This window comes from Parasphingomonas zepuensis (assembly GCF_036663735.1).
Lineage (GTDB): Bacteria > Pseudomonadota > Alphaproteobacteria > Sphingomonadales > Sphingomonadaceae > Sphingomonas.
Window position 1 is genome coordinate 532,218 of the sequence record NZ_JAXOJO010000003.1, and the last position, 18,482, is coordinate 550,699.

18 protein-coding genes are annotated in these 18,482 nt (G+C 62.9%); 4 read left to right on the forward strand and 14 right to left on the reverse strand.

Annotated elements, in window-relative coordinates; translation table 11 throughout:
- Positions 1–159: 159 nt before the first annotated feature.
- From U1769_RS13900 to U1769_RS13965, 14 genes are all read right to left on the reverse strand, one after another.
- Positions 160–1,023, reverse strand: coding sequence for a TonB family protein (locus U1769_RS13900; protein WP_332716967.1), 864 nt, complete (start codon positions 1,021–1,023; stop codon positions 160–162).
- Entirely contained in the window at positions 1,020–1,439 is a 420-nt protein-coding gene (locus tag U1769_RS13905) for a YbaN family protein (RefSeq protein ID WP_332717598.1), read from the reverse strand. The genes U1769_RS13900 and U1769_RS13905 overlap by 4 nt, the downstream gene beginning before the upstream one ends.
- Positions 1,423–2,028: a biliverdin-producing heme oxygenase gene (locus U1769_RS13910; RefSeq protein ID WP_332716969.1), complete on the reverse strand. Its 606-nt coding sequence runs from the start codon at positions 2,026–2,028 to the stop codon at positions 1,423–1,425. The genes U1769_RS13905 and U1769_RS13910 overlap by 17 nt, the downstream gene beginning before the upstream one ends.
- Positions 2,029–2,166: 138 nt before the next feature.
- Positions 2,167–3,558 (reverse strand): surface lipoprotein assembly modifier, encoded by a 1,392-nt coding sequence (locus U1769_RS13915; RefSeq protein ID WP_332716972.1) that lies wholly within the window; start codon positions 3,556–3,558, stop codon positions 2,167–2,169.
- A gap of 191 nt (positions 3,559–3,749) precedes the next feature.
- Entirely contained in the window at positions 3,750–4,529 is a 780-nt protein-coding gene (locus U1769_RS13920) for a Slam-dependent surface lipoprotein (protein WP_332716974.1), read from the reverse strand.
- A 116-nt stretch (positions 4,530–4,645) separates the two neighbouring features.
- Positions 4,646–7,735, reverse strand: coding sequence for a TonB-dependent receptor (locus tag U1769_RS13925; RefSeq protein WP_332716976.1), 3,090 nt, complete (start codon positions 7,733–7,735; stop codon positions 4,646–4,648).
- A gap of 171 nt (positions 7,736–7,906) precedes the next feature.
- Positions 7,907–8,884 carry a FecR family protein gene (locus U1769_RS13930; RefSeq protein WP_332716979.1) on the reverse strand — a complete coding sequence of 326 codons (978 nt, stop codon included), beginning with the start codon at positions 8,882–8,884 and terminating at the stop codon, positions 7,907–7,909.
- A 106-nt stretch (positions 8,885–8,990) separates the two neighbouring features.
- Entirely contained in the window at positions 8,991–9,491 is a 501-nt protein-coding gene (locus U1769_RS13935; protein ID WP_332716981.1) for a sigma-70 family RNA polymerase sigma factor, read from the reverse strand.
- A gap of 24 nt (positions 9,492–9,515) precedes the next feature.
- Complete coding sequence (locus U1769_RS13940; RefSeq protein ID WP_332716984.1) at positions 9,516–9,740, reverse strand: hypothetical protein; 225 nt, start codon at positions 9,738–9,740, stop codon at positions 9,516–9,518.
- 341 nt (positions 9,741–10,081) lie between these two features.
- Complete coding sequence (locus U1769_RS13945; protein WP_332716986.1) at positions 10,082–11,353, reverse strand: NAD(P)/FAD-dependent oxidoreductase; 1,272 nt, start codon at positions 11,351–11,353, stop codon at positions 10,082–10,084.
- On the reverse strand, positions 11,350–11,673 hold the full coding sequence (locus tag U1769_RS13950) for an NIPSNAP family protein (protein ID WP_332716988.1): 324 nt from the start codon (positions 11,671–11,673) through the stop codon (positions 11,350–11,352). The genes U1769_RS13945 and U1769_RS13950 overlap by 4 nt, the downstream gene beginning before the upstream one ends.
- Positions 11,670–13,277 carry an MFS transporter gene (locus U1769_RS13955; RefSeq protein ID WP_332716990.1) on the reverse strand — a complete coding sequence of 536 codons (1,608 nt, stop codon included), beginning with the start codon at positions 13,275–13,277 and terminating at the stop codon, positions 11,670–11,672. The genes U1769_RS13950 and U1769_RS13955 overlap by 4 nt, the downstream gene beginning before the upstream one ends.
- A gap of 99 nt (positions 13,278–13,376) precedes the next feature.
- Complete coding sequence (locus U1769_RS13960) at positions 13,377–13,874, reverse strand: cupin domain-containing protein (protein ID WP_332716992.1); 498 nt, start codon at positions 13,872–13,874, stop codon at positions 13,377–13,379.
- A 193-nt stretch (positions 13,875–14,067) separates the two neighbouring features.
- Positions 14,068–15,012, reverse strand: coding sequence for a LysR family transcriptional regulator (locus U1769_RS13965; protein ID WP_332716995.1), 945 nt, complete (start codon positions 15,010–15,012; stop codon positions 14,068–14,070).
- A gap of 304 nt (positions 15,013–15,316) precedes the next feature.
- Between U1769_RS13965 and U1769_RS13970 the strand changes: the two genes are divergently transcribed.
- The 4 genes from U1769_RS13970 (at position 15,317) to U1769_RS13985 (ending at position 18,476) form a co-directional block, all read left to right on the forward strand.
- A complete protein-coding gene (locus U1769_RS13970) occupies positions 15,317–16,015 on the forward strand; it encodes a dienelactone hydrolase family protein (protein ID WP_332716997.1) in 699 nt (232 codons plus the stop codon).
- A gap of 31 nt (positions 16,016–16,046) precedes the next feature.
- Positions 16,047–17,036: an amidohydrolase family protein gene (locus tag U1769_RS13975; RefSeq protein ID WP_332716999.1), complete on the forward strand. Its 990-nt coding sequence runs from the start codon at positions 16,047–16,049 to the stop codon at positions 17,034–17,036.
- 37 nt (positions 17,037–17,073) lie between these two features.
- On the forward strand, positions 17,074–17,685 hold the full coding sequence (locus U1769_RS13980) for a glutathione S-transferase family protein (protein WP_332717001.1): 612 nt from the start codon (positions 17,074–17,076) through the stop codon (positions 17,683–17,685).
- 65 nt (positions 17,686–17,750) lie between these two features.
- Positions 17,751–18,476, forward strand: a complete 726-nt coding sequence (locus U1769_RS13985; protein ID WP_332717003.1) for a class II aldolase/adducin family protein — start codon at positions 17,751–17,753, stop codon at positions 18,474–18,476.
- The last annotated feature ends 6 nt before the right edge of the window (positions 18,477–18,482 follow it).

Here is an 18,482-nt window from a genome sequence, read left to right on the forward strand (position 1 = left end):
TCGGCTGCAATGCAGGTTGATTCGGCGGATAGGTTGCACTGGCGCCCAGTTCCAACAACTCCGTCGTCGGCGCCGCGATCGCAAGGCCAGACGCCTTATTTTGAAATCCACCGAGGCAGAGGCCTGTGCGCCAGGCGTGCTATCGCAGTGCGGGCGTCGTTATCGCGACAGATGATATTCAACGGGCACCGACAGCTCGACTTCATCGGGCATATCTGCCGGAATGGCGGGCATGGGTTGCGCATGCTTGAGTGTATCGAGCGCGGCTTGATCAAGGTCGAAAGAGCCTGATCTCTTCACAATGGCGGACGATAGCACCATGCCGCTCCTGTTCATCCTGAAGCGGACATAGACGGTGCCTTGCTGGCGGGCGGCGCGGGCGCGCGCCGGATAGCGGCGGAAGCGCTCCAGATGGGCGAGGATCAATCGTTCCCAATTGGACCGGGCGTCGTTGGATAAGCGGGTCGCGGTCGGTGCCGCGACACTTTTAGGCGCGGTTGTTTCCGGCACGGCGGGACCGGGATCGGTGATTTTGACAGGCTCCCGGGCTTCGCTTGTCGAAATACCGGGAACCGGGAGTTGCACGAGCGGCGTCGGGACAGGCTCGGTAACAGGCTCAGGTTCGGCGTCCTGCTGCTCTGCTTGCTCCGCCCCGGGCGCCACGTCGCGGATCGGCTCCGGCGGCGCTGCCAGGGGCTGCAGCTCTACGACCAGCGGTTGTGACGTGGCACGGATGGGGTGATAGACGGTCTTCCATGTGACCAGCGCGGCGGTGAAGACCAGCGCGATGATCGAGGCGGTTCCTGCCAGTCCAAACAGGCGCGTGCTCCACCTCGTCGGCTGATCGCAATAGCGCGAACCTCGGGCGCGGTGATCGGCCATGGCTGCGAGCCTGTAGGTGACCGCTGATTCTACGCCGAGATTGCGATGATCACGGGACCCGAGCAGGCGATGATCGCCAAATTCTTCCACGTCTGCACAGGCAGCGTTCGGAACATGGTGGAGATTTTCGGTCGGCCTCATTGGTCGTTCCCGGGGGTTGGGCGGGTGAGGATCCATGCCGCACAGGCGGCCATGATCGCCGCGACCGCGAGCGCTGGCAGTGGTCGTGGACGCGCACCAAGCCAGAACAGGCCGTAGCCAACAGACATGCCGACGCAGGCCGCACGTTTGGCGGTGCGTGAGATCGCCCCATAGGCGCGCCAAGCCCGCAGCGTCGGCCCGAAACGCGGATGGCGCAGGAGCCAGCTTTCGAGCCGGGGCGAGGACCGGGCAAAACATGCGGCGCCGAGGATCATGAAGACCGTCGTGGGCATGAGCGGCACGAACGCGCCAATGAAGCCGAGCCCGACGCACAGAAAGCCAAGCAGCAGCCATCCGGCACGGACGACCGTGCCGCCCGCGGGAGGCGGCACGGACGGATCAGGCCCGGCGCGCATCGACAAGCGCCTGCACCCGGGCAAAGGCTGCCAGCGCCCCCTCGCCGGCGCGCCTCTCCTGCTCCTCGCTCAGTTCTACCGCATCGAGGGCGGCGACGAACGCACGCCAGTGCGGCGCAGGGCCTTCGGGCGCCGGTGCGAGGTGCCGCGCCCCATGGTTATCGGACAGACCGAGTTTCGCGGCTTCCTTGCGCAGCAACGCCGCACCCATGTTGGAGCCTTCCGCCACATAGAGCCATCCGATCGCGGGTCCCAGGTCGATCGGCGCGGCGGGCGAGAAGACGGGCGTGCCTTCCGCTGGCGGTTCCAGGTTGAGATCAGCCAGATCGGCGGCGACGAGCCGCACACGCTGGCGGCTGGCGAGGTCCGGTATCACGGCCTGCATCTGCGCATCGGCGTAGAGCGCGGCGACGTCCTGGTGAAACAGATATTGGACGGCGAGGAAGTGCGCATAGCGATCGATGGTCGCGAAGCTCGCAGCCGACATGATCGAGCGATCAACACCCTCATGGACGCCATGAGTCAGCGCCTTCAGGCGTCTGGCGCGGCTCTGCTCCTCGAGAGGGCGATCGGAGGTGGTGACGGTCATCGATAGGTTACTCCACTTCGAGTTGGATTAGGCGACGGACAACCGGGCTGGCAGGTCCCCGTCGGCGCGATGGGTTGCATGCCGCGTGTCGCGAGACCCGCGACCCGAGCGGCGCGTCGAAGATATGAGGCCGCTAGATCAGAAGGCATGGCTGAGCCTCACGCTGACGGTCGTCCGCTTGTAGGAATAAAGCCAGTCGATGTTGCTTTTGACCCGATTGTACTGGACCACGACCTCGGGGACGAACGGACCAAGTCTCAAGACCGGAAGGCGCGCGATACCGATGATATTGAACTGTCGATCTTTACGCTGCGCTTCGAATAGTTCGCTATACGCTCGATGCCGGCGGTAACGATATGATCCCATCAGGAAGAGACTGGCGGCATTGCCAAATGCCTTGTTGATCCCAAGACGCCCGCCCCACTGGCGATAGGCCTCGACAAGGCTATGCGTATCCCGTGCGGCGAGATCGGGTCCGCCGAACAGGGTCAAGGTAGGCGTCAGGGAATACCATCCGGTGACAGCAATATCGGTCAGCGGTCCATTTTGCGGGGCGAACGCAGTGTCGCGATAGTGGAAATCCCGATAATTGCCTTCAAGCCTGAAAAGGGTGCGCGGCGAGACTGTGTGAGTCCATTCCGCATTGAGACCTGGGGCGGTGTAGAGCACCGACGTCCCGAGCGAGCCGATCTCGAGTGACGGCGAGAGGGAGATGGCGTCGCTGGCAGTCTGATATTGATAGCCAAGACGGGCGATAGCCGTCGCCTGGGAATAGCCATTATGGTCGGGATAGATGTCGCCGAACAGGATTGCCCGCGCTCTCAGGCCGCTGTGGCCAGCCAAAGGCACGTCCCTTGACAGTGTCGCCTCGAAGTTGACGCCCGTCGCTTTGATCGCATCGGGCACCTGCCGGTCGACGAGACACGTTCCGTCGTCGGTCGCGAGCAGGCAAGTGTAGCTCGCTGACGACTGATTGAGGTTGCTGCTGTACCCCGGGCCCAAGGCAAGGCTTCCTTGCCAGCTCCGACGGCGCTTGAGCGCTTCCAGATAGGTGTCGACCGTGCCGATGACACCCTCTGCCTGCGGCCCATCTTTGGCCAGCAGATCGCGTGCAACCCGGAAAGTCCGCTCCGCTTCGCGATCCTTGTGATTGTCGAACAGGACGCGCGCGAGTTCCAGCCGCCCCGGGACGAAGTCGGCCTTGATCGACAACAACGTGCGGTAGTGCCGTTCCGCGCCAGTGAGGTCGCCACGCTCGCGCGCCAATGCGCCAAGCGCATATTCGACGAGCATGGGATCGTGCCCGGCGAGCTTTTGGTAGGCGGCGAGAAAACGGCGGGCGTCCGGCCATTGCTTGCGCGTCACCGAGACGTAGAGGGCTCGCCCGATTTCATCGACAGAGTCGCCAACCGCATAAGTTTGACCGTCGATGGTGAGCGAAGCGGTGTCTCCGTCAAGCGCTCCCGCCTCCTCGATCGCACGTGCCTCCCGGTCCGTGCGCTGGCGATCGAGTTGCTGGTCAAGGCGCAAACGTGTGTCCTGCCCGCTTGTCGTCTGCGCTGTTGCCGGCGACGCGTACAACCAGGCTGTCAGAGCAAGCACCAACGGCTCTGCCGGAAGGAATCTGTGAAAGGCTGATCTGTTCATGAAGACGCTTGGCCGGATAACTCGGGTTGAAAAAACCGGGGCCTCCGTGGAGGCCCCGGTCCCGACATGATCGATCAGTTCTTCGTGCCGCCGAAGGCGGTGCTGTACTGTCGGTTCGCGCCGCTGAACGCCACAAGCCCAGCGAGCGCATTCACGTTCGAGCCGAAGAAGCGGCCGCTTACCACGCCGCTGGAGGCCAGCGGCGCCCCTCCCGAACCGGTCGCGCTCGCGCCACTGCCGCTGAAGGTGCCGCTGGTGGTGATGTTGGCGGTGCCAATGTTCACGCCATAGGTTGAGCCAGAATTGGCGAGGCTGCCGCTGAGCGTGCCACCGCTGCCGGTGAAATTCGCCGTGAAGGTGCCGGTCAGGATGCCGCGATTCTGATAATCGCTGATGCCCTTCACGGAATAGGTCGCGGAACCCGAGCTTGGCACGGAAGTGGAGGCGCCTGTCCCGCCATAATAGACGGTATGGTCCCCGGCACTGGCGCTGCCGGTTTGCGTCCATTCACCGAAGTAGATGTCCTGGCCGCTGACCTTGGCGAAGTCGAACCGGCCATATTGACTATGATCGGTGATTGTCCCCGTGGTGCTGGTAAATGTCGTCACGCCATTTCCATCGGACCCAAGGACGGCCTGCAAGCCCTGGAAGTCGATATATTGGGTTGAGAGCAGCGCGGGAACATTGATGCCGACTTTGCCCGCGCTGTGCGGACCGCCGACGACGGTGCTGGCGGCGATCTTCACCTTGGTGGCGTCACTGCTGCCGCCGACGACCTGAGCCTGGGCCGTGCCGGCGAGCGCGCTCGACAATGCCAGAGCCAAACCAAGGGCTTTGAGATGTGCGAACTTCATTCTACGTCTCCTGCTTGTTGGAGCGCCCGACCGTTCGGGCGCATTCATCCAGGGTCGTCGCCAGCATCCCGGTCTTGTCAGGATTGACGGACGCGGGCGGCGGCCCTGAATCTCGCTCAGAACCTCCCCGTCAGGCTGAGGCGCACCGTTCGGCCAGGCGCGGGCAGCATGGAGCGCGACAGGGGATCCAGATAATATCGGTTATTGAGATTCAGGCCCGACAACTCGGCGCTGAAGCGGTCGTTGATCCTGAACTTGGCGTAGGCGTCGAGCGTGACGATCTCGCCCCAGGTATAGGGTATGTTGAGGAAGCAGCCGCCTACGCAGTCGCCGGGGTTTGTGAATTCGGCAAGCTGGGGGTTGTCATAGCCGCTGTACCAGGTCAGCCGGCCGCCAACCTCGAGCCGGCGCTCGAAAAAGCGCCCGCCCATGGTCCAGTTGACCGTATCCTCCGGCGTCGCCTGCGTGAGCAGAAAGCCACCAAGGAAACCATATTTGACGCAGTCCGGGACGCGGCCGCGGGCAGGGTCCATCTGGGTCGCGACGCTTTCGTCGCAGACCTTGTTCTTGGTCATGTGGCTCGCGCTGAGGTCAGTGAAGAAATCGCCGTTGTCGAAACGGGCCTGCATCTCGAAGCCGGCGATCACCTGCTTGTCGATGTTGCTGAACATCAGACCCGTGCTCCGCTCGATCACGTCGCGTGTCGTGTTGTGAAACCAGGTGAGCTTGAGATCGGCATGCTGTCCATCGCCGAGCCGAAACAGCGGCCGAAGATCCTGAATCCACGCGGCCTCCCACGAACGGATGCGTTCGGGCTTGAGATCGCGAACCGGATTGATCGAGGCCGAGAAGCCGATCGTGCTCTCGAACATGCTGGGGAAGCGATTGGCTTCCGCATAGCGCACATAGGCCCGGCTCGAACGGCTCACATAAGCGGTGGCCGATAGCGTCGGCGCCCAGCCATGCCCCGACTTCCGACCGGCTGTGGGCTCAGCGAATGTGATGTCGGGAATCGCGACGCAGCTTCCCGCCAGATAGCCTGACGTATTTACGGCCGTTCCATTAAGGCAAATATTGTCGCCGCGCCTAAAGCGACCATCCGCATCGGCGTTCCAGCTCGGCCCTTGGTGATCGGCGGTGATGGGGTAGGGATTGGCGGCATAAGCCTCGAGTTCCGGGGCAATAAGCGCCGTGATGGTCTCATCGTCAAAGCCGAAGCTGGAATAGAAGGCGCGCTGCTGAGCCTCCAACGCGGCCACGCCGTATTCGGCGGTCTGGTAGGTGGTCTGCCAGCTATTGATGACCGGGCGGCCCAAAAATGCCCCCGCGTCGCGCTGGCGACGAAGATATTGGGGTAGGAAGTCATCCTTCGCCCAATATCCCGCGTAGGACAGGCCGGCGTTCAGCTTGAAGAAGCTGGTGGGCCGCCATTCGCCGCTGAAGTTGATCCGATATTCCTCGCGCCTGCCTGCACGCGGTAACTGGCGCCAACCATTGGCCGCCGCCGTCGAATATTGGTCGCCCGAGCGCAGGCGCTCATGATGCCAGTTTCCTTCCAAAAGGAAGCTCAGCTTCGACGATAGATTGAACTGGTTGCTGGCGGTGAAGCCGTACCGATCATTGTCCGAATTGGAGATGGCGGTATTGATGATTGCTGGATCGCCGCCGAAGCGCGGATCGGCCGCCGCATTGGGAAAACCACCCGAGCTGTAGGTATCGCTCACCGTATCGGTCGCCCAGGCCGTCGCGCGGAAATCGATCCAGCGACCGCCAGGCTGCCATTTATATTCGGCGTTGTAGGCCTGCGCATGCACCTTGCTGAGCGGCCACTGGACGTTGCCAAATGTGGGTCCGTTCACCGTGAAGATGCGGGACGGCAGAATGTCTCCGAACGTCGACTTGCTGTCGCGGAACCCAATCTGCAACGCCTGATCGTCCGCGATGCGCCACGTTGCCTTGAACAGGAAAGATTCCAGCTCGCTTGAGGTGTTTGGGACCTCGTTGCCCGGCTCGTAGTTGAGGCCGAGCTTGCGGACGAAGGTATGGGAATTGAGTGGCAGATCTTCTTGGCTGTAATAGCCCGGAGCGGTTTTTCCGGAGAAGTAATTGCCCCGCTCGCGGAAGGCATAGGCGCCGAAGAGATCGAAGTCGCCGACACGGCCCGCGACGGCCAGGCGGATCGCGCGGTCGCCGGCCGAAAAGGATTCATTGTCGTCGGGCGTGCGCAGCGACACTCGCAGCGAAGGGTCGCAATAGGCATAGGTCGGCGACGCACCGATGCCCGGACAGACAAACCCCGGGATCGTCCGATAGTCCTGGCCTGTGAGAAGGGTCGGCAGGCGCGGATTGGTTGAGTTGTTGCCGCCCTCGAGCCTCAGTTCGATCCCGACGTTTTTGCCCGGTCGCAGAATGTCGTCCGCGTCGAGCGTGTTGATGACGATGGCGCCGCCGGTGGAGCCATTGACGCCACGCGTAGAAACCGGTCCTTTCAGGACCTGAAGGCCGGAGATCAGGCTGGGATCGATATAGCTGCGATTGCTGGCGCCATTATAGCCTCGCCAGACGGTCAGGGCCTGTTCGGTGCCGTCGATGATGACGGGCACGCGCCCCGGACCCTGGATGCCGCGAATACTGGGATCGAGCGCGCCACCGTTGCGCGCATCGCCGCTGAAGACATTGACCATGCCCTTGAGCACGTCAGCGGTGTTCACGCCCTTGTAGCGTTCGATCTCTTCCTTGCCCGCATAGATTGAGGAAATGTCCTGGTCGTAGATCGCGTCCTTTTGCCGGACGTCGCGCTCAGCGCCCGTCTCGTTCGCCTGGGCAGCGTTGCTGGCCTCGACGCGAAGGGGATCCAGCACGACCGTATCGGATGAGCGCTGATCCGCCGCCGCAACCGACACCCGGCGCAAGGATACGATCCGACCTTCCATGCGCGCCGCAAAGCCGGTGGACGCAAGCAAGCGGTCCAGCGCCTGGCGGGGCGTCATCGTGCCACGCACGCCCTGCGTTGAAAGGGTACGGACCTGGTCCGCGTCGATGCTCACCTGGAGCCCGGACTGGCGGCCGAAATCCGCCAGCGCGTCTGCCACCGATTGCGGCGCGATATCGAACGGCCGTGCGGCTTCTGGCGATGTCGTCTGTGCCCGTGTCGCGATCGGTGCGCTCAGCCCAACACTCGCCGCTGATGTGAGCAACGCGCCCATCCAAAACCGCCGCGCCCCGCCCTCTTCGAAGAATCCCCCCTTAATCACCTAGCGCCTTCCTCTCGTCAAAGTTCACTGCTCGGCCTGAATCGCTATTGCGAAGCAGTTGCATACCCTCAACGTGCGGGCGCTGACGAATTCCGGAAAAAAATGCAGGTCTTTCGGAAAAACTTAGCGGACCGTCACGATCCGAAGCCAAGGAGAGACCTGCGAGAAGGTTACTTTGTGCGCGCGCGCGAGCGCTTCAAGCGCCAGATCGGGATCGCGAAGGTCGTAGATGCCGCTGACGCGTCGATCCTTCAGTCCCGCTCCTCTGGCGACAATATAGCCTTTATACCAGGGACGCAGGCGGTCGATTACATCGCCGATTGGCTGATCGTTGACGATCGCCACGCCGTCGCGCCAGCTCGCTATGCGGTCGGGGCGTAAGGTTCCGCGTGTCGCCACTCCTCCGCTAAGTGAGACCGACTGGCCAGGTATCAGTTCCACGCGGACAGCCCGGCCAGCTTCGGGCGACGTCACCGCGACCCGGCCGCGCTGAACGGCGACGTCCGTCCCGCTATCCGTCTTCCGTACCGAAAAGGCGGTGCCGAGGACGGTCACGGTGCTATTCTGCGTCACGACTCTGAAGGGGCGCGCTTCATCATGCGCCACGTCGAACCACGCTTCGCCTTGCAGGAGGTTCAAGGTCCTCCCTCTTGCGTCGATGGTAAAGGCGATCGCCGTCGTGGGCGCAAGGTGGACGGTGCTGCCATCTTCGAGCCTGACGATGCGTAGCTCGGCGGTCTGTGTGATCTCGTCCGACCGAAGCCTAAGCGAAAGGTCGGGCGCAAGGACCCAAGCGAGACATCCCGCCAGCGCAACCGCTGCGAGAGACTTGGCGGATGTAATTCCACGAAACCACGCCCAGGTCGAAACCGCCGGTAGAGATTGTCTCGCCCGAGACAATGGACCGACCGCCGACATCAACCCTGACACACGTTGGGTTTCCTGCCAGGCGGCTAGGTGCGCCGGACTGGTCGCAAGCCAATCGATGATTTGGGCGCGCAGCACCTCATCGTCCGGCTCATTGTCGAGCTGGACCAGCCAGGCGGTGGCCTGGCGACTGAGATCGCTTCGCATCCGGTCCACGTCCTTGCCCCCGCTCATCGCCAAATTCGGATCCGGTTAACCGCGCGCAGGGCGCGCGCCTTCCATCGCTTACGCATGTAACGAATGGGACTCATGGAATTCCGGAACTTTCTGGCAGAATGGCTCAGTGACGGCGCCGGAGCGCTTCCTTGCAGAATTCGACCGCGTCGATCACGAGCTCCGACGCGAGGCTTTTCGATATGCCTAGTTTGTCGGCGATCTCGATGAGCTTCATGTCGTCGAAGCGGTACATCTCAAAAGCACGGCGAGTCCGCACCGGCAACTTCGCCATGGCCTTGCGGAGCACGGCCAATTCATCCTTGGCCTCAGCGCGGGCCTGCTCCGAAGGCTGATCGTCCGCCACCTGCTCGGCCACCATGGTGGCGTCGCCCACAAAGACCCGACTCTGCCGCCCTCGTCGCCGTTGCCGGTCTAGCGCCAGGTTATGGACGATACGGAATAGATAGCCGTTCGGTTCCTCGAGACTACGCGCGCTGGTAACCGCGCGGAAGCGGATCCAGGCGTCTTGAACCACGTCTTCGGCCTCGACGGAATCACCTGTAATCCGCGTCGCGTAACGAAGAAGGGCTTCGCGCGCTCCTAGAAACACCTGAAGGGTATCCATTTTAGACACCCGACGCGGGGCTCCCTATTTATCCATGAAGCAAGCACTCTCAGTAGCATCCCCTCTCTTGCGAACCAATCGCAAAAACCTCGCAGGGGCAAAGATCGCTTGCAGCATTCCATATGGAAAGTCGGCACTTATGCGGCGCCAGGCTTTCAATGAAACGACGACCGGCCATTCGTCATCGGAAAATGCCAAGGGAGGCGCCTCTTCGCCGACGGACCCGAGCCTGTCGAAGGCGTCGAACATCAGAAGTTATTGTCGAACATCGGCAATAAGAACACGTCTACATGGCAACGAATCCCGCCTGCAGAATTCCGGAAGTTTTTGACGGCGATGAAAATATGTAGAGTTGACGAAAGGCCCACATATTAGCCTGCCGTAATACAATGCCTCAAAAATCTGGCGCAGTGTACTCGTGGTCCGCGCCAAAAATCGGTCCGTGACCAGGAATCGCACCTGCGACGAAGATGCATTTTCTGCCGATTCGCGACAATTCATTCGGCTGACTCTGAGTCCGAAAGCGGTGTCAGGCGAGGCCGTTCGGAAGCCCGCGATTTTCGCTTATGTCACGGCAACGCACTTTGAGATTATGCGTCCTCGGTCTCCGTCAGCAGCACGTCCTTCAGCGATATGTCCGAGCGGGCGAGCATCGCTGGATCGGGATGTGCTCTCCGCGCGACGAGTTTGCGCCCTTGCACGTAGTCCTTCGTCGCGTTGACGCAATCCACTGCTATGATTTGCCCCTGCTTGAGATAGACGACACTGAAGCTGCGTGTCGCTTGATTGCCCCGCACCACGATGCCGTCATGACCAACCGAGAGCCCGACGCTCTGCAGCTTGAGGTCGTATTGGTTGGACCAGAACCATGGCGGCGTCTCGTAGGATGCCGATTGGCCGATGATCGTCTGCGCCACGACGGACGCCTGTTCAGTGGCGTTCTGGACGGATTCGACGCGCACCTGGATGCCATCCGCGTAGCGGTTCGCGTGGACCGCACAGTCGCCGACGGCGAACACGTCGAACAGGCTGGTTCGGCACTGCGCGTCCACCACCACGCCGCGGTCGTCGCCGGCCGCCCCCGCGGCGAGCAACGGAGCCACTACGGGAACGATGCCGATGCCGACGATCGCGAGGCCGCACTCGATTAGCGTCCCGTCCGTCAAGCGCACAGCGCATACTCTGCCATCCCGGCCCTGTAGGCTGTCGACCGCCGTCTCAAGCCTGATATCGACGCCGCGGGCTCTGTGTTCGGCCTCGAAGAAGCGCGATATCGGCTCGCCAGCCACGCGAGCCAGGACCCTGTCGAGAGCCTCGATGAGCACGACCTCCTTACCTAGATCCCGCAGGGTCGCTGCAGCCTCGAGTCCGATATACCCGCCTCCGATCACAATCGCTTGGCGGATGACGGCCAGCTCGTCCCTCAAGTCGCGGACGTCGGCTTGCGAACGAATGGTGTGGACGCCTTTTAGGTCAGCGCCGTCGCATCTAAGCCGACGAGCCGTGCCACCGGCGGCCCACACCAATTGGTGGTAGGCGATCTGCGGCCCGACCGCCAACGAGACGAGGCGCGCGGCGTGGTCAACGGCGATTACCCGCTGCCCCAGCAGCATCGTTATGCCTTGGTCACTCCAAAAGCCCGACGGCCGGATGAGAATTTGATCGAAGGTCGCCTTCCCCGAAAGATATTCTTTCGACAGCGGCGGTCGCTCATAGGGAAGCTCCGGCTCTTCACCCACGATCGCGACGGTTCCGTCGAATCCGGCCTTCCGCAGCGCGATCGCGGTCTCAGCACCGCCGTGCCCCGCGCCGACGATCAGCACGTCGTAGCGGGTCGCCGGATGTTCCATTGCAGCCATCATGCTTGAGCCTCCGGAGATGCGAGAGGGGCGTCGATCATGAGCCGATTTTCCTGCGCCACGATGATCGGCGAGATCGCCTCTACGAACGCGAGCCACCCGGCGTCTTCCCATAGGGCAGAGCGTCGCGCTGCACGGTCCGCGAACGAGGCGTAGCGCCATAGGTGGACGATCTGATTGAGGTTGCCGACCTCGGTGGCGTAATATCCGAGGGGCGACCCCAATATGCGCCACTGGATCGCCTGTCCGAGGCTGCGGTAGAGTTCAAAGTAGCGGCCCGTCGATCCGAAGGAGAGGGTGTAGATGCGCATCTCGACGATCATCGATCGCGCTCCGCGCCAGGCATGATCGGCAGAGTATCGAGATCGGCGCGTACCTCTCTCGTACTCTCAAGTCCGACCAGTTGCCGCGAGGCGTACCAGAGCGCCGCCAGGATGAACGGCGCGACTGCATAGAGCGAGAAGATGCCGATGCGCAGGCTGCCGGCCGCCATGCCGATCTTCCCCGCGACGTATGGGCCGAGAGCAAGACCGACCAGGCTCATTCCGAGCAGGAAGGTCGCCCCTGCGGTTGCGCGCATCCGGGGCAGGACAAGATCATTGATCGTCGCGATGGCGGCGCCGGACCAAGCCGAACTCACGAAAGTCGTGGCGGGGACCAAGACGAAGTAGAGCAGCGGATCGCTGGTCGAGAACATCGCGGCGGTCAGCGGTGCCGACAGGACAAGCGACCCCGCCACCGTGAACACACGGCCGCGACGGTCGCGGCGCCGCCAGCGATCGGCGATCAACCCACCGGAGACCACGCCGAGCGCAGAGCCGAGCGCGGAGCCCCAGCCGACCAGCATCGACACCTCCTGCAAGGACGTGATCCCCGACAGGAAAAGAGCTGGCACGTCGGGGCCGTCATAGAAAGTGCGCAGCGCGTAGGGCGAGGCCCAGAAGCCGGTAGAGTAGGTTATGAACGCGATCGCGCCGAAGGCGATCACGAGCGACACTACGACGGGCGTTCCCCAGAGCAGCCGAAAGGTCGCCATGTCCCGATGGCGCAGCGTCTGCACCCATGACGCGACCGCATAGACACCGGTCCCGTAGATCACCCACTGCGCGACGTCGCCGCTGACGGCGGCGACTGCCCCCGCCATCGCGCCGATAACCGCAAGCATCGTGAGATTGATGCCGAGTTCACCGGGCCGCCGTGCCGCCGTGATGATGGTCAGAGGCGGAACGATGGTGGCCAGCTCCGCGCCCAGTCGGCGCCACGGCGAGACACCGTGCATCCTTCGCGCGCTCCAGTCGGGATCGCGGATGCCGAGGACGAGCGCGGCCATCAACAATCCGGGGAAGCCGAGCATCACGAACGTCGCCTGCCATGCGGCCAGACCAAGAGGGGCAGTGCCGGGATGTGGGAAATGGGTGCGCCACCAGGACATCAGCAGGCCGCCGGCGGGCAGACTGAGGCCCAGGCCAATGTAGAGGCCGCTCGTGTAGATCGACAGTGCCGTCGCCCGGCGCTTTTCCGGAAAGAGATCGGTGATCAGCGAATACGCGGCGGGTGACGTGCTTGCTTCGCCAATGCCGACGCCCACGCGGGCCAGCGCCAGCATCGCGAAGGTAGCCGCAAATCCCGAAAGGCTTGTCATGAGCGACCAGCCGATCAAGCCCGCGGCCACCATCCAGACGCGGTTCCAGCTGTCGGCCAGACGTCCCAGCGGAATGCCGAAGAGCGCGTAGAAGATGGCAAACGCCGTGCCGTATAGGAAACCGAGCTGGGCATCATTCAGTTTGAGGTCGAGCTTAATGCTCTCGGCAAGGATGGATAGGATCTGCCGGTCGATGAAGCTGATTATGTAGACCAAGGTAAGCACGGCGAGAATGAACCACGCTCGTGCCCCACCGACCGCGTCGGACTTCGCGCCAAGCGACATTCTTCTCTCCCGTCTGGCGCCGTACGTTCAGTCGACGCCAGAGGTGAATAGAAGTTGGAGCTTAGATAGTCAATATATTGATGATATGCCTTCAGTGCCTCAGACTTTCTCGCTCTTGGGGGCCGCGCTGATCCTCTGGAAGCGTTCGACCTGGTCGGCGAACCCCTCCTGGAAGTTCCTGATCAGGTTCGTCGTCTTGCGGCTGCCGTCGGGCTCCTCGGTGATGCGCTCGTAGGCGCCGACCGCCTTCGCGAACACCTCGACCGTGGTGCAGCCATTTGGGCCGGCGGTCTTCGGACCATATAGTTCGTGGGCCGCATGCATGAGAACGTCGCCAGGGTGGAGGGTTCGCCCATCGACTTCGAGAGAGCCCCGGACGATAGTCTCGAAGCGGTCGCACGGGTGCGCGTGACGGGTAATCACGAATCCGGGCTCCATCTGCAGGATGAAGGCCATCGGGGTGTCGTCGTCTTCAGGATCGCCAATGGCAAAGAGCGACGCCTTGTTACCGATTGTCGAAGCCTGCTCGAACATGGAGCGGAAGCGCTCGGGCGATTGCCAATAGTCGGCATCGTGATCCAGCGAATAGGTCGGCATTGTTTTTCCTCTCGGCGGGCCGCCTCGCAGGTGATCGAAGGGCCGCGCACCATAGTGTCCGCAGCGCACCTCCCTCGGCGGGTCGGTTCGGTGCTCGCACTAAATGGCGGAGCTGCCGCCATAAAACGACTTATGACGCCCGATCCATGACGGAAACGACTAGCCCGAGCGTGCGGCGAACCACTCCTTGAAGCTACGGGAGAGGGCCGATCACAGTGCCTTCGAGAACGAGCTCCTCGATGCTGTCGCGCAGGAACGCGGCTAGCCGCTCCGCCCCCCGGGTCCGCGATCGGTCCGCAAACCACACGAGGCCGGCGGGCCTGCTGGCCTGTTCGGCCTGGACGGGCATCGCCCTGAGACTTCCCCTCTGAAGCTCGCCCGCCACCATGAGGGCCGGGAGGACCGTGATCATGTCTGACGATTTGAGAATCTCGCACAGGAACCCGACCGAACCCGCGCGGACGAGGCCAGAGGGACGAAGTCCGAGCTCCTCGGCGAACGCCTCGATCTCCGGCCCAAACCGCTGCGAATAGGTCGGCAGAACCGCTTCGAAGTCGAGCACACTCGTTGACGGGTCGGTGAACAGCGGATGGCCGGGTCGCGCGATGAGGGCCAGTGGCTCGTTGTAGAGGCGTTCCATGACGAACCTGTCCTCCTCCGGACCGCGGTAGATCCGTCCCAACATGAGGTCGATCTCGCCCGAGGACAGCTGCACCAGCAGGTCGTTCGTCAGGCCCTCGATCACGCGCACCTGAAGGCCGGGGACGCTCTCAACGATTGTCGTCAGGAACCTCGGCAGCAGGCCGAGCGCCGCTGACGGCAGCGCGCCGATAGTGACGGTGTCGGTCGAACCCGCCATGCTGCGGTCGAGTTCGTCCTCGAGACGCCGGAGCGTCGCAAGTATGGTCTTCGCGGCGCGCACCGGCCCGTCGCCGTGCATGCTTTTGACGACCCCGCGCGCCGAACGGTCGAACACCCTTGTCTGCAGGATGGTCTCGGCCTCGTGAAGTGACTTCGACAGCGCCGATTGCGTCATGCCGAGCGACACGGCCGCGCGCGACAGGCTGCCGCACTGATCGATCGCGGCGATCGCCCTGAGCTGGCGCAGGGACAATCTGCTATCCAGAAAACGTTGCATCGTGGAACTCCGTTCGCTGCCACAGCCATTAGGGCGCAGTCTCTTACTCGCGATCGTATGACGAGTCCGACTGGCTTGGAAGGCGTAGAACAGGTGTGGTTGCCCTAGCTCGCCTTTTTGAGCTGCGATTGCCGCCGCGTCGAGGCATGACCAAATGGAATGGCTCGGGCGGGATTATTCGCGGCGTGGTGCGGCGCCGAGGTCGTATTGAGCCGCCGGCGGGCCAAGCCGCCCGGAGGCAGGATGACCGGGGGCGGTGCGAACTTGAACTCGGCACTCGCCGGAATGATTGGAAAGATGAAGCATGACTTACTCCACCACCATCGCCGCGTCTGACCAGAGCGGCGAGTTCGCGGTCTACGTCGCCGAGCCTGCTGGGACACCGCGCGCCGCAATCGTCGTTGTTCAGGAGATCTTCGGCGTGAACGCCGGTATCCGCCGCAAGTGCGACCTGCTCGCGCAGGAGGGCTATTTGGCTCTGGCGCCCGACCTGTTCTGGCGCCTTGAGCCGGGACTTCAACTCGATGCCGACAACGCGGCGTCGATGGCCAAGGGCGTCGATCTCGTCGTCAAGTTCGACACTGATGTCGGGGTCAGGGACCTCCAGACGACGATCGACCGCGCGCGTGCCTTGTCTGGAAATCGTAAGGTTGGGATCGTCGGCTACTGCCTGGGGGGAAGGATGGCCGCTTACGCAGCGGCACGCACCGATGTCGATGCTTCGGTCGGCTATTACGGGGTCATGATCGAGTACATGCTGGGCGAGAGGGACGCGATCCGTAATCCGCTGATGCTGCACATCCCCGAGCACGACGACCACGTGCCGAAGGAAGTGCAGGAGAAAATCCACGCTGCGTTCGACGCGCACCCCCAAGTCACGCTGTATGACTATCCAGGTGAGCATCACGGCTTCGCAGACATGTTCGGCAAGCGGCGATCCGAGGCCGGCGCTGAGCTTGCCGACCAGCGATCAAGAGACTTTTTCGAATCCGCGCTCGCATGATTTGGAACGCATCGCCTTCAGGAAGATCATCATGAAGATCATCGCGCTGGAGGAGCATGTCGTCCCTCGTCACATAAGCGAGGAATGGGTCCGCACCGCCGATCGCCAGGACGCCAGCGTGGCCTTCACCCCGCAGCACCTCGCGAGAAGGCTCGAAGATCTGGGCGACCTGCGGTTGTCGGAAATGGACGACGCCGGCATCGACGTTCAGGTCCTGTCGCTGCCGCCGCCCGCGTTTCAGAATTTCGAGCCTGATGAGGCCATCGCGCTGTCGCGCGACTTCAACGACGTGATGGCGGCGACGGTGGCCAGTCGCCCAGACAGGTTCGAAGCGTTCGCCGCGCTGCCGATGCCGGACCCGGAGGCGGCCGCTGCGGAGCTCGACCGCGCGGTGTGCAAGCTCGGCCTGCAAGGCGCGCTGCTATGTGGCCGGACTGGCGATCTGCACATGGACGATCGGGTGTTCGATCCGGTCTACGCGGCGGCGGAGCGGCTCGGCACCCCGTTGTACATTCATCCCCAGCTGCCGCCCCCGAGCGTCATGGACGCCTATTACAAGGGGTTCGAGCCGGTCGCCGGGTTCATGCTCGCGTCGGCGGCGGTAGGCTGGCATTACGAGGCCGGGCTCGAGTTCCTGCGTATGGTCATGGGGGGCGTTTTTGATCGCTTTCCCAGACTCCAGGTCATGCTCGGACATTGGGGCGAGGTCGTTCTGTTCTACGTTGACCGTATCGCCCTCCTCGACAAGGCCAACCTCAAACTCGAGCGGCCGCTCAAGGAATATTTCCAACAGAACGCCTACTACACGCCCAGCGGCATTTTCACGCAGGACTATCTGAACTGGACGATCGCGACAGTCGGTGTCGGACGGATCATCTTCTCACAGGACTATCCCTACCAGATGGCCGGCGGCGGGGGTGCGCGCGCGTTTCTGGAGACGGCGCCGATATCACAGGACGACAAGGAGCGGATCGCCCACCGCAACTGGGAGGATCTGACGTCGCGGATCGTACGCTCGTGATTGTGATTGTCCTCTCAATTGATCCGGGACGGAGCGCATGAGGCTGTACTTCTCGCCGGGTGCTTGCTCGATGATCGTCCGCATGGTGTTGAACCACGTCGGCGAGCCGTTCGAGCCCGTCCCGATCGACCTCTCGGCGGGCGAGCAACGGTCTCCCGGCTTCCGAACAATAAATCCGAAGGGCAAAGTGCCGACGCTGGTCAGGAAGGACGGCTCCGTCCTCACCGAGCTTGGCACGATCCTCGCCTGGATCGCCGCGCGCCACCCGGAGCACGGACTGCTGCCGACCGACAACGAGGCGAGGACTCGCATCCAGGAGACCGTCGAATACTGCATTTCGACCATCCACGCGCTTGGGACGACCCGCATCTTCGTCCCCTCGGCCTTCGGCAAGGCGGAAGATGAGGAAGCGATCAAAGCGGAAGGACGCCGCATAGTCGGTGAAGGGCTGCGGGTGCTCGATGGTCGCATGGCCGGCGACGTTCACTTTGCCGACGAGTTGTCGATCGCGGACTTCGTCATTTACTGGCTCGCGCTCGGTGCAGTCATGTCGGAGGTGCCGCTCCCGCCCGGCATCCACCGGGGCTATACCACGATGCAGCAGCTCGATGCCGTGCGGCAGAGCCTGACTGACGAGGGCTTCGTATAGTCGCTAGCCGTGCATGGCTGGCCGCCGGGCCGCCCGTAGGGCGCACCGCATCGGAGAGAGACAGCATGAAAGATATCGACAACGCTAAGAACCAACTGGTGGTCGCGAACCGCATCCTCGCGAGGGAGGGTGTGACGGATGCTTATGGCCATGTCAGCATCCGCAGCCCCCTCCGCCCTGACCGGTTCCTGCTGTCACGTTCCTGCAGTCCGGCGCTGGTAGATGTCGATGACATTCTCGAATTCGATCTCGACGGTCTGGTGGCCGGAACGGATCCACGTCCACCGTATGTCGAGCGTTTCATCCATGCCGCGATCTACGCGGCTCGGCCCGAAGTCCTAGCGGTGGTCCATAGCCACGCCACCGACGTCCTCCCCTATACGGTCACATCGACACCACTCCGTGCCGTCATTCACAGCGCGGGCGTGATCGGACACGAGATTCCATGCTGGGACATTCGCGACCGCTTTGACGACACGAACATGCTTGTGGCTGACATGGCGCAAGCTCGAGATCTGGCGGAGCGGCTCGGCGTCAACAAGGTCGTGCTGATGCGCGGTCATGGCTTCAGCGCCGTGGCCCGGTCGCTGGTCGAGGCGATCCGCATCTGCGTCTATTTGCGTGTCAACGCAGCGGTGCTTGGGAAGGCGCTCGCGCTTGGCGAGGTGACCTACCTTAGCGAGGGTGAGATCGAGCAGATCGGCGGCATCGACCCAGGAGCGCCGGAGGTGCAGCGGGCCTGGCGATACTGGGCCAAGCGGGCGGGCTGCGAGGATATGCTCAGCGGATGACCCAGC

Excerpts from the sequence above, each read along its gene's own strand:
- U1769_RS13900 (WP_332716967.1), bottom strand. The coding sequence starts at position 1,023 with ATGAGGCCGACCGAAAATCTCCACCATGTTCCGAACGCTGCCTGTGCA.
- U1769_RS13905 (WP_332717598.1), bottom strand. The coding sequence starts at position 1,439 with ATGCGCGCCGGGCCTGATCCGTCCGTGCCGCCTCCCGCGGGCGGCACG.
- U1769_RS13910 (WP_332716969.1), bottom strand. The coding sequence starts at position 2,028 with ATGACCGTCACCACCTCCGATCGCCCTCTCGAGGAGCAGAGCCGCGCC.
- U1769_RS13920 (WP_332716974.1), bottom strand. The coding sequence starts at position 4,529 with ATGAAGTTCGCACATCTCAAAGCCCTTGGTTTGGCTCTGGCATTGTCG.
- U1769_RS13925 (WP_332716976.1), bottom strand. The coding sequence starts at position 7,735 with ATGGGCGCGTTGCTCACATCAGCGGCGAGTGTTGGGCTGAGCGCACCG.
- U1769_RS13930 (WP_332716979.1), bottom strand. The coding sequence starts at position 8,884 with ATGAGCGGGGGCAAGGACGTGGACCGGATGCGAAGCGATCTCAGTCGC.
- U1769_RS13935 (WP_332716981.1), bottom strand. The coding sequence starts at position 9,491 with ATGGATACCCTTCAGGTGTTTCTAGGAGCGCGCGAAGCCCTTCTTCGT.
- U1769_RS13940 (WP_332716984.1), bottom strand. The coding sequence starts at position 9,740 with ATGTTCGACGCCTTCGACAGGCTCGGGTCCGTCGGCGAAGAGGCGCCT.
- U1769_RS13945 (WP_332716986.1), bottom strand. The coding sequence starts at position 11,353 with ATGATGGCTGCAATGGAACATCCGGCGACCCGCTACGACGTGCTGATC.
- U1769_RS13950 (WP_332716988.1), bottom strand. The coding sequence starts at position 11,673 with ATGATCGTCGAGATGCGCATCTACACCCTCTCCTTCGGATCGACGGGC.
- U1769_RS13955 (WP_332716990.1), bottom strand. The coding sequence starts at position 13,277 with ATGTCGCTTGGCGCGAAGTCCGACGCGGTCGGTGGGGCACGAGCGTGG.
- U1769_RS13960 (WP_332716992.1), bottom strand. The coding sequence starts at position 13,874 with ATGCCGACCTATTCGCTGGATCACGATGCCGACTATTGGCAATCGCCC.
- U1769_RS13965 (WP_332716995.1), bottom strand. The coding sequence starts at position 15,012 with ATGCAACGTTTTCTGGATAGCAGATTGTCCCTGCGCCAGCTCAGGGCG.
- U1769_RS13970 (WP_332716997.1), top strand. The coding sequence starts at position 15,317 with ATGACTTACTCCACCACCATCGCCGCGTCTGACCAGAGCGGCGAGTTC.
- U1769_RS13975 (WP_332716999.1), top strand. The coding sequence starts at position 16,047 with ATGAAGATCATCGCGCTGGAGGAGCATGTCGTCCCTCGTCACATAAGC.
- U1769_RS13980 (WP_332717001.1), top strand. The coding sequence starts at position 17,074 with ATGAGGCTGTACTTCTCGCCGGGTGCTTGCTCGATGATCGTCCGCATG.
- U1769_RS13985 (WP_332717003.1), top strand. The coding sequence starts at position 17,751 with ATGAAAGATATCGACAACGCTAAGAACCAACTGGTGGTCGCGAACCGC.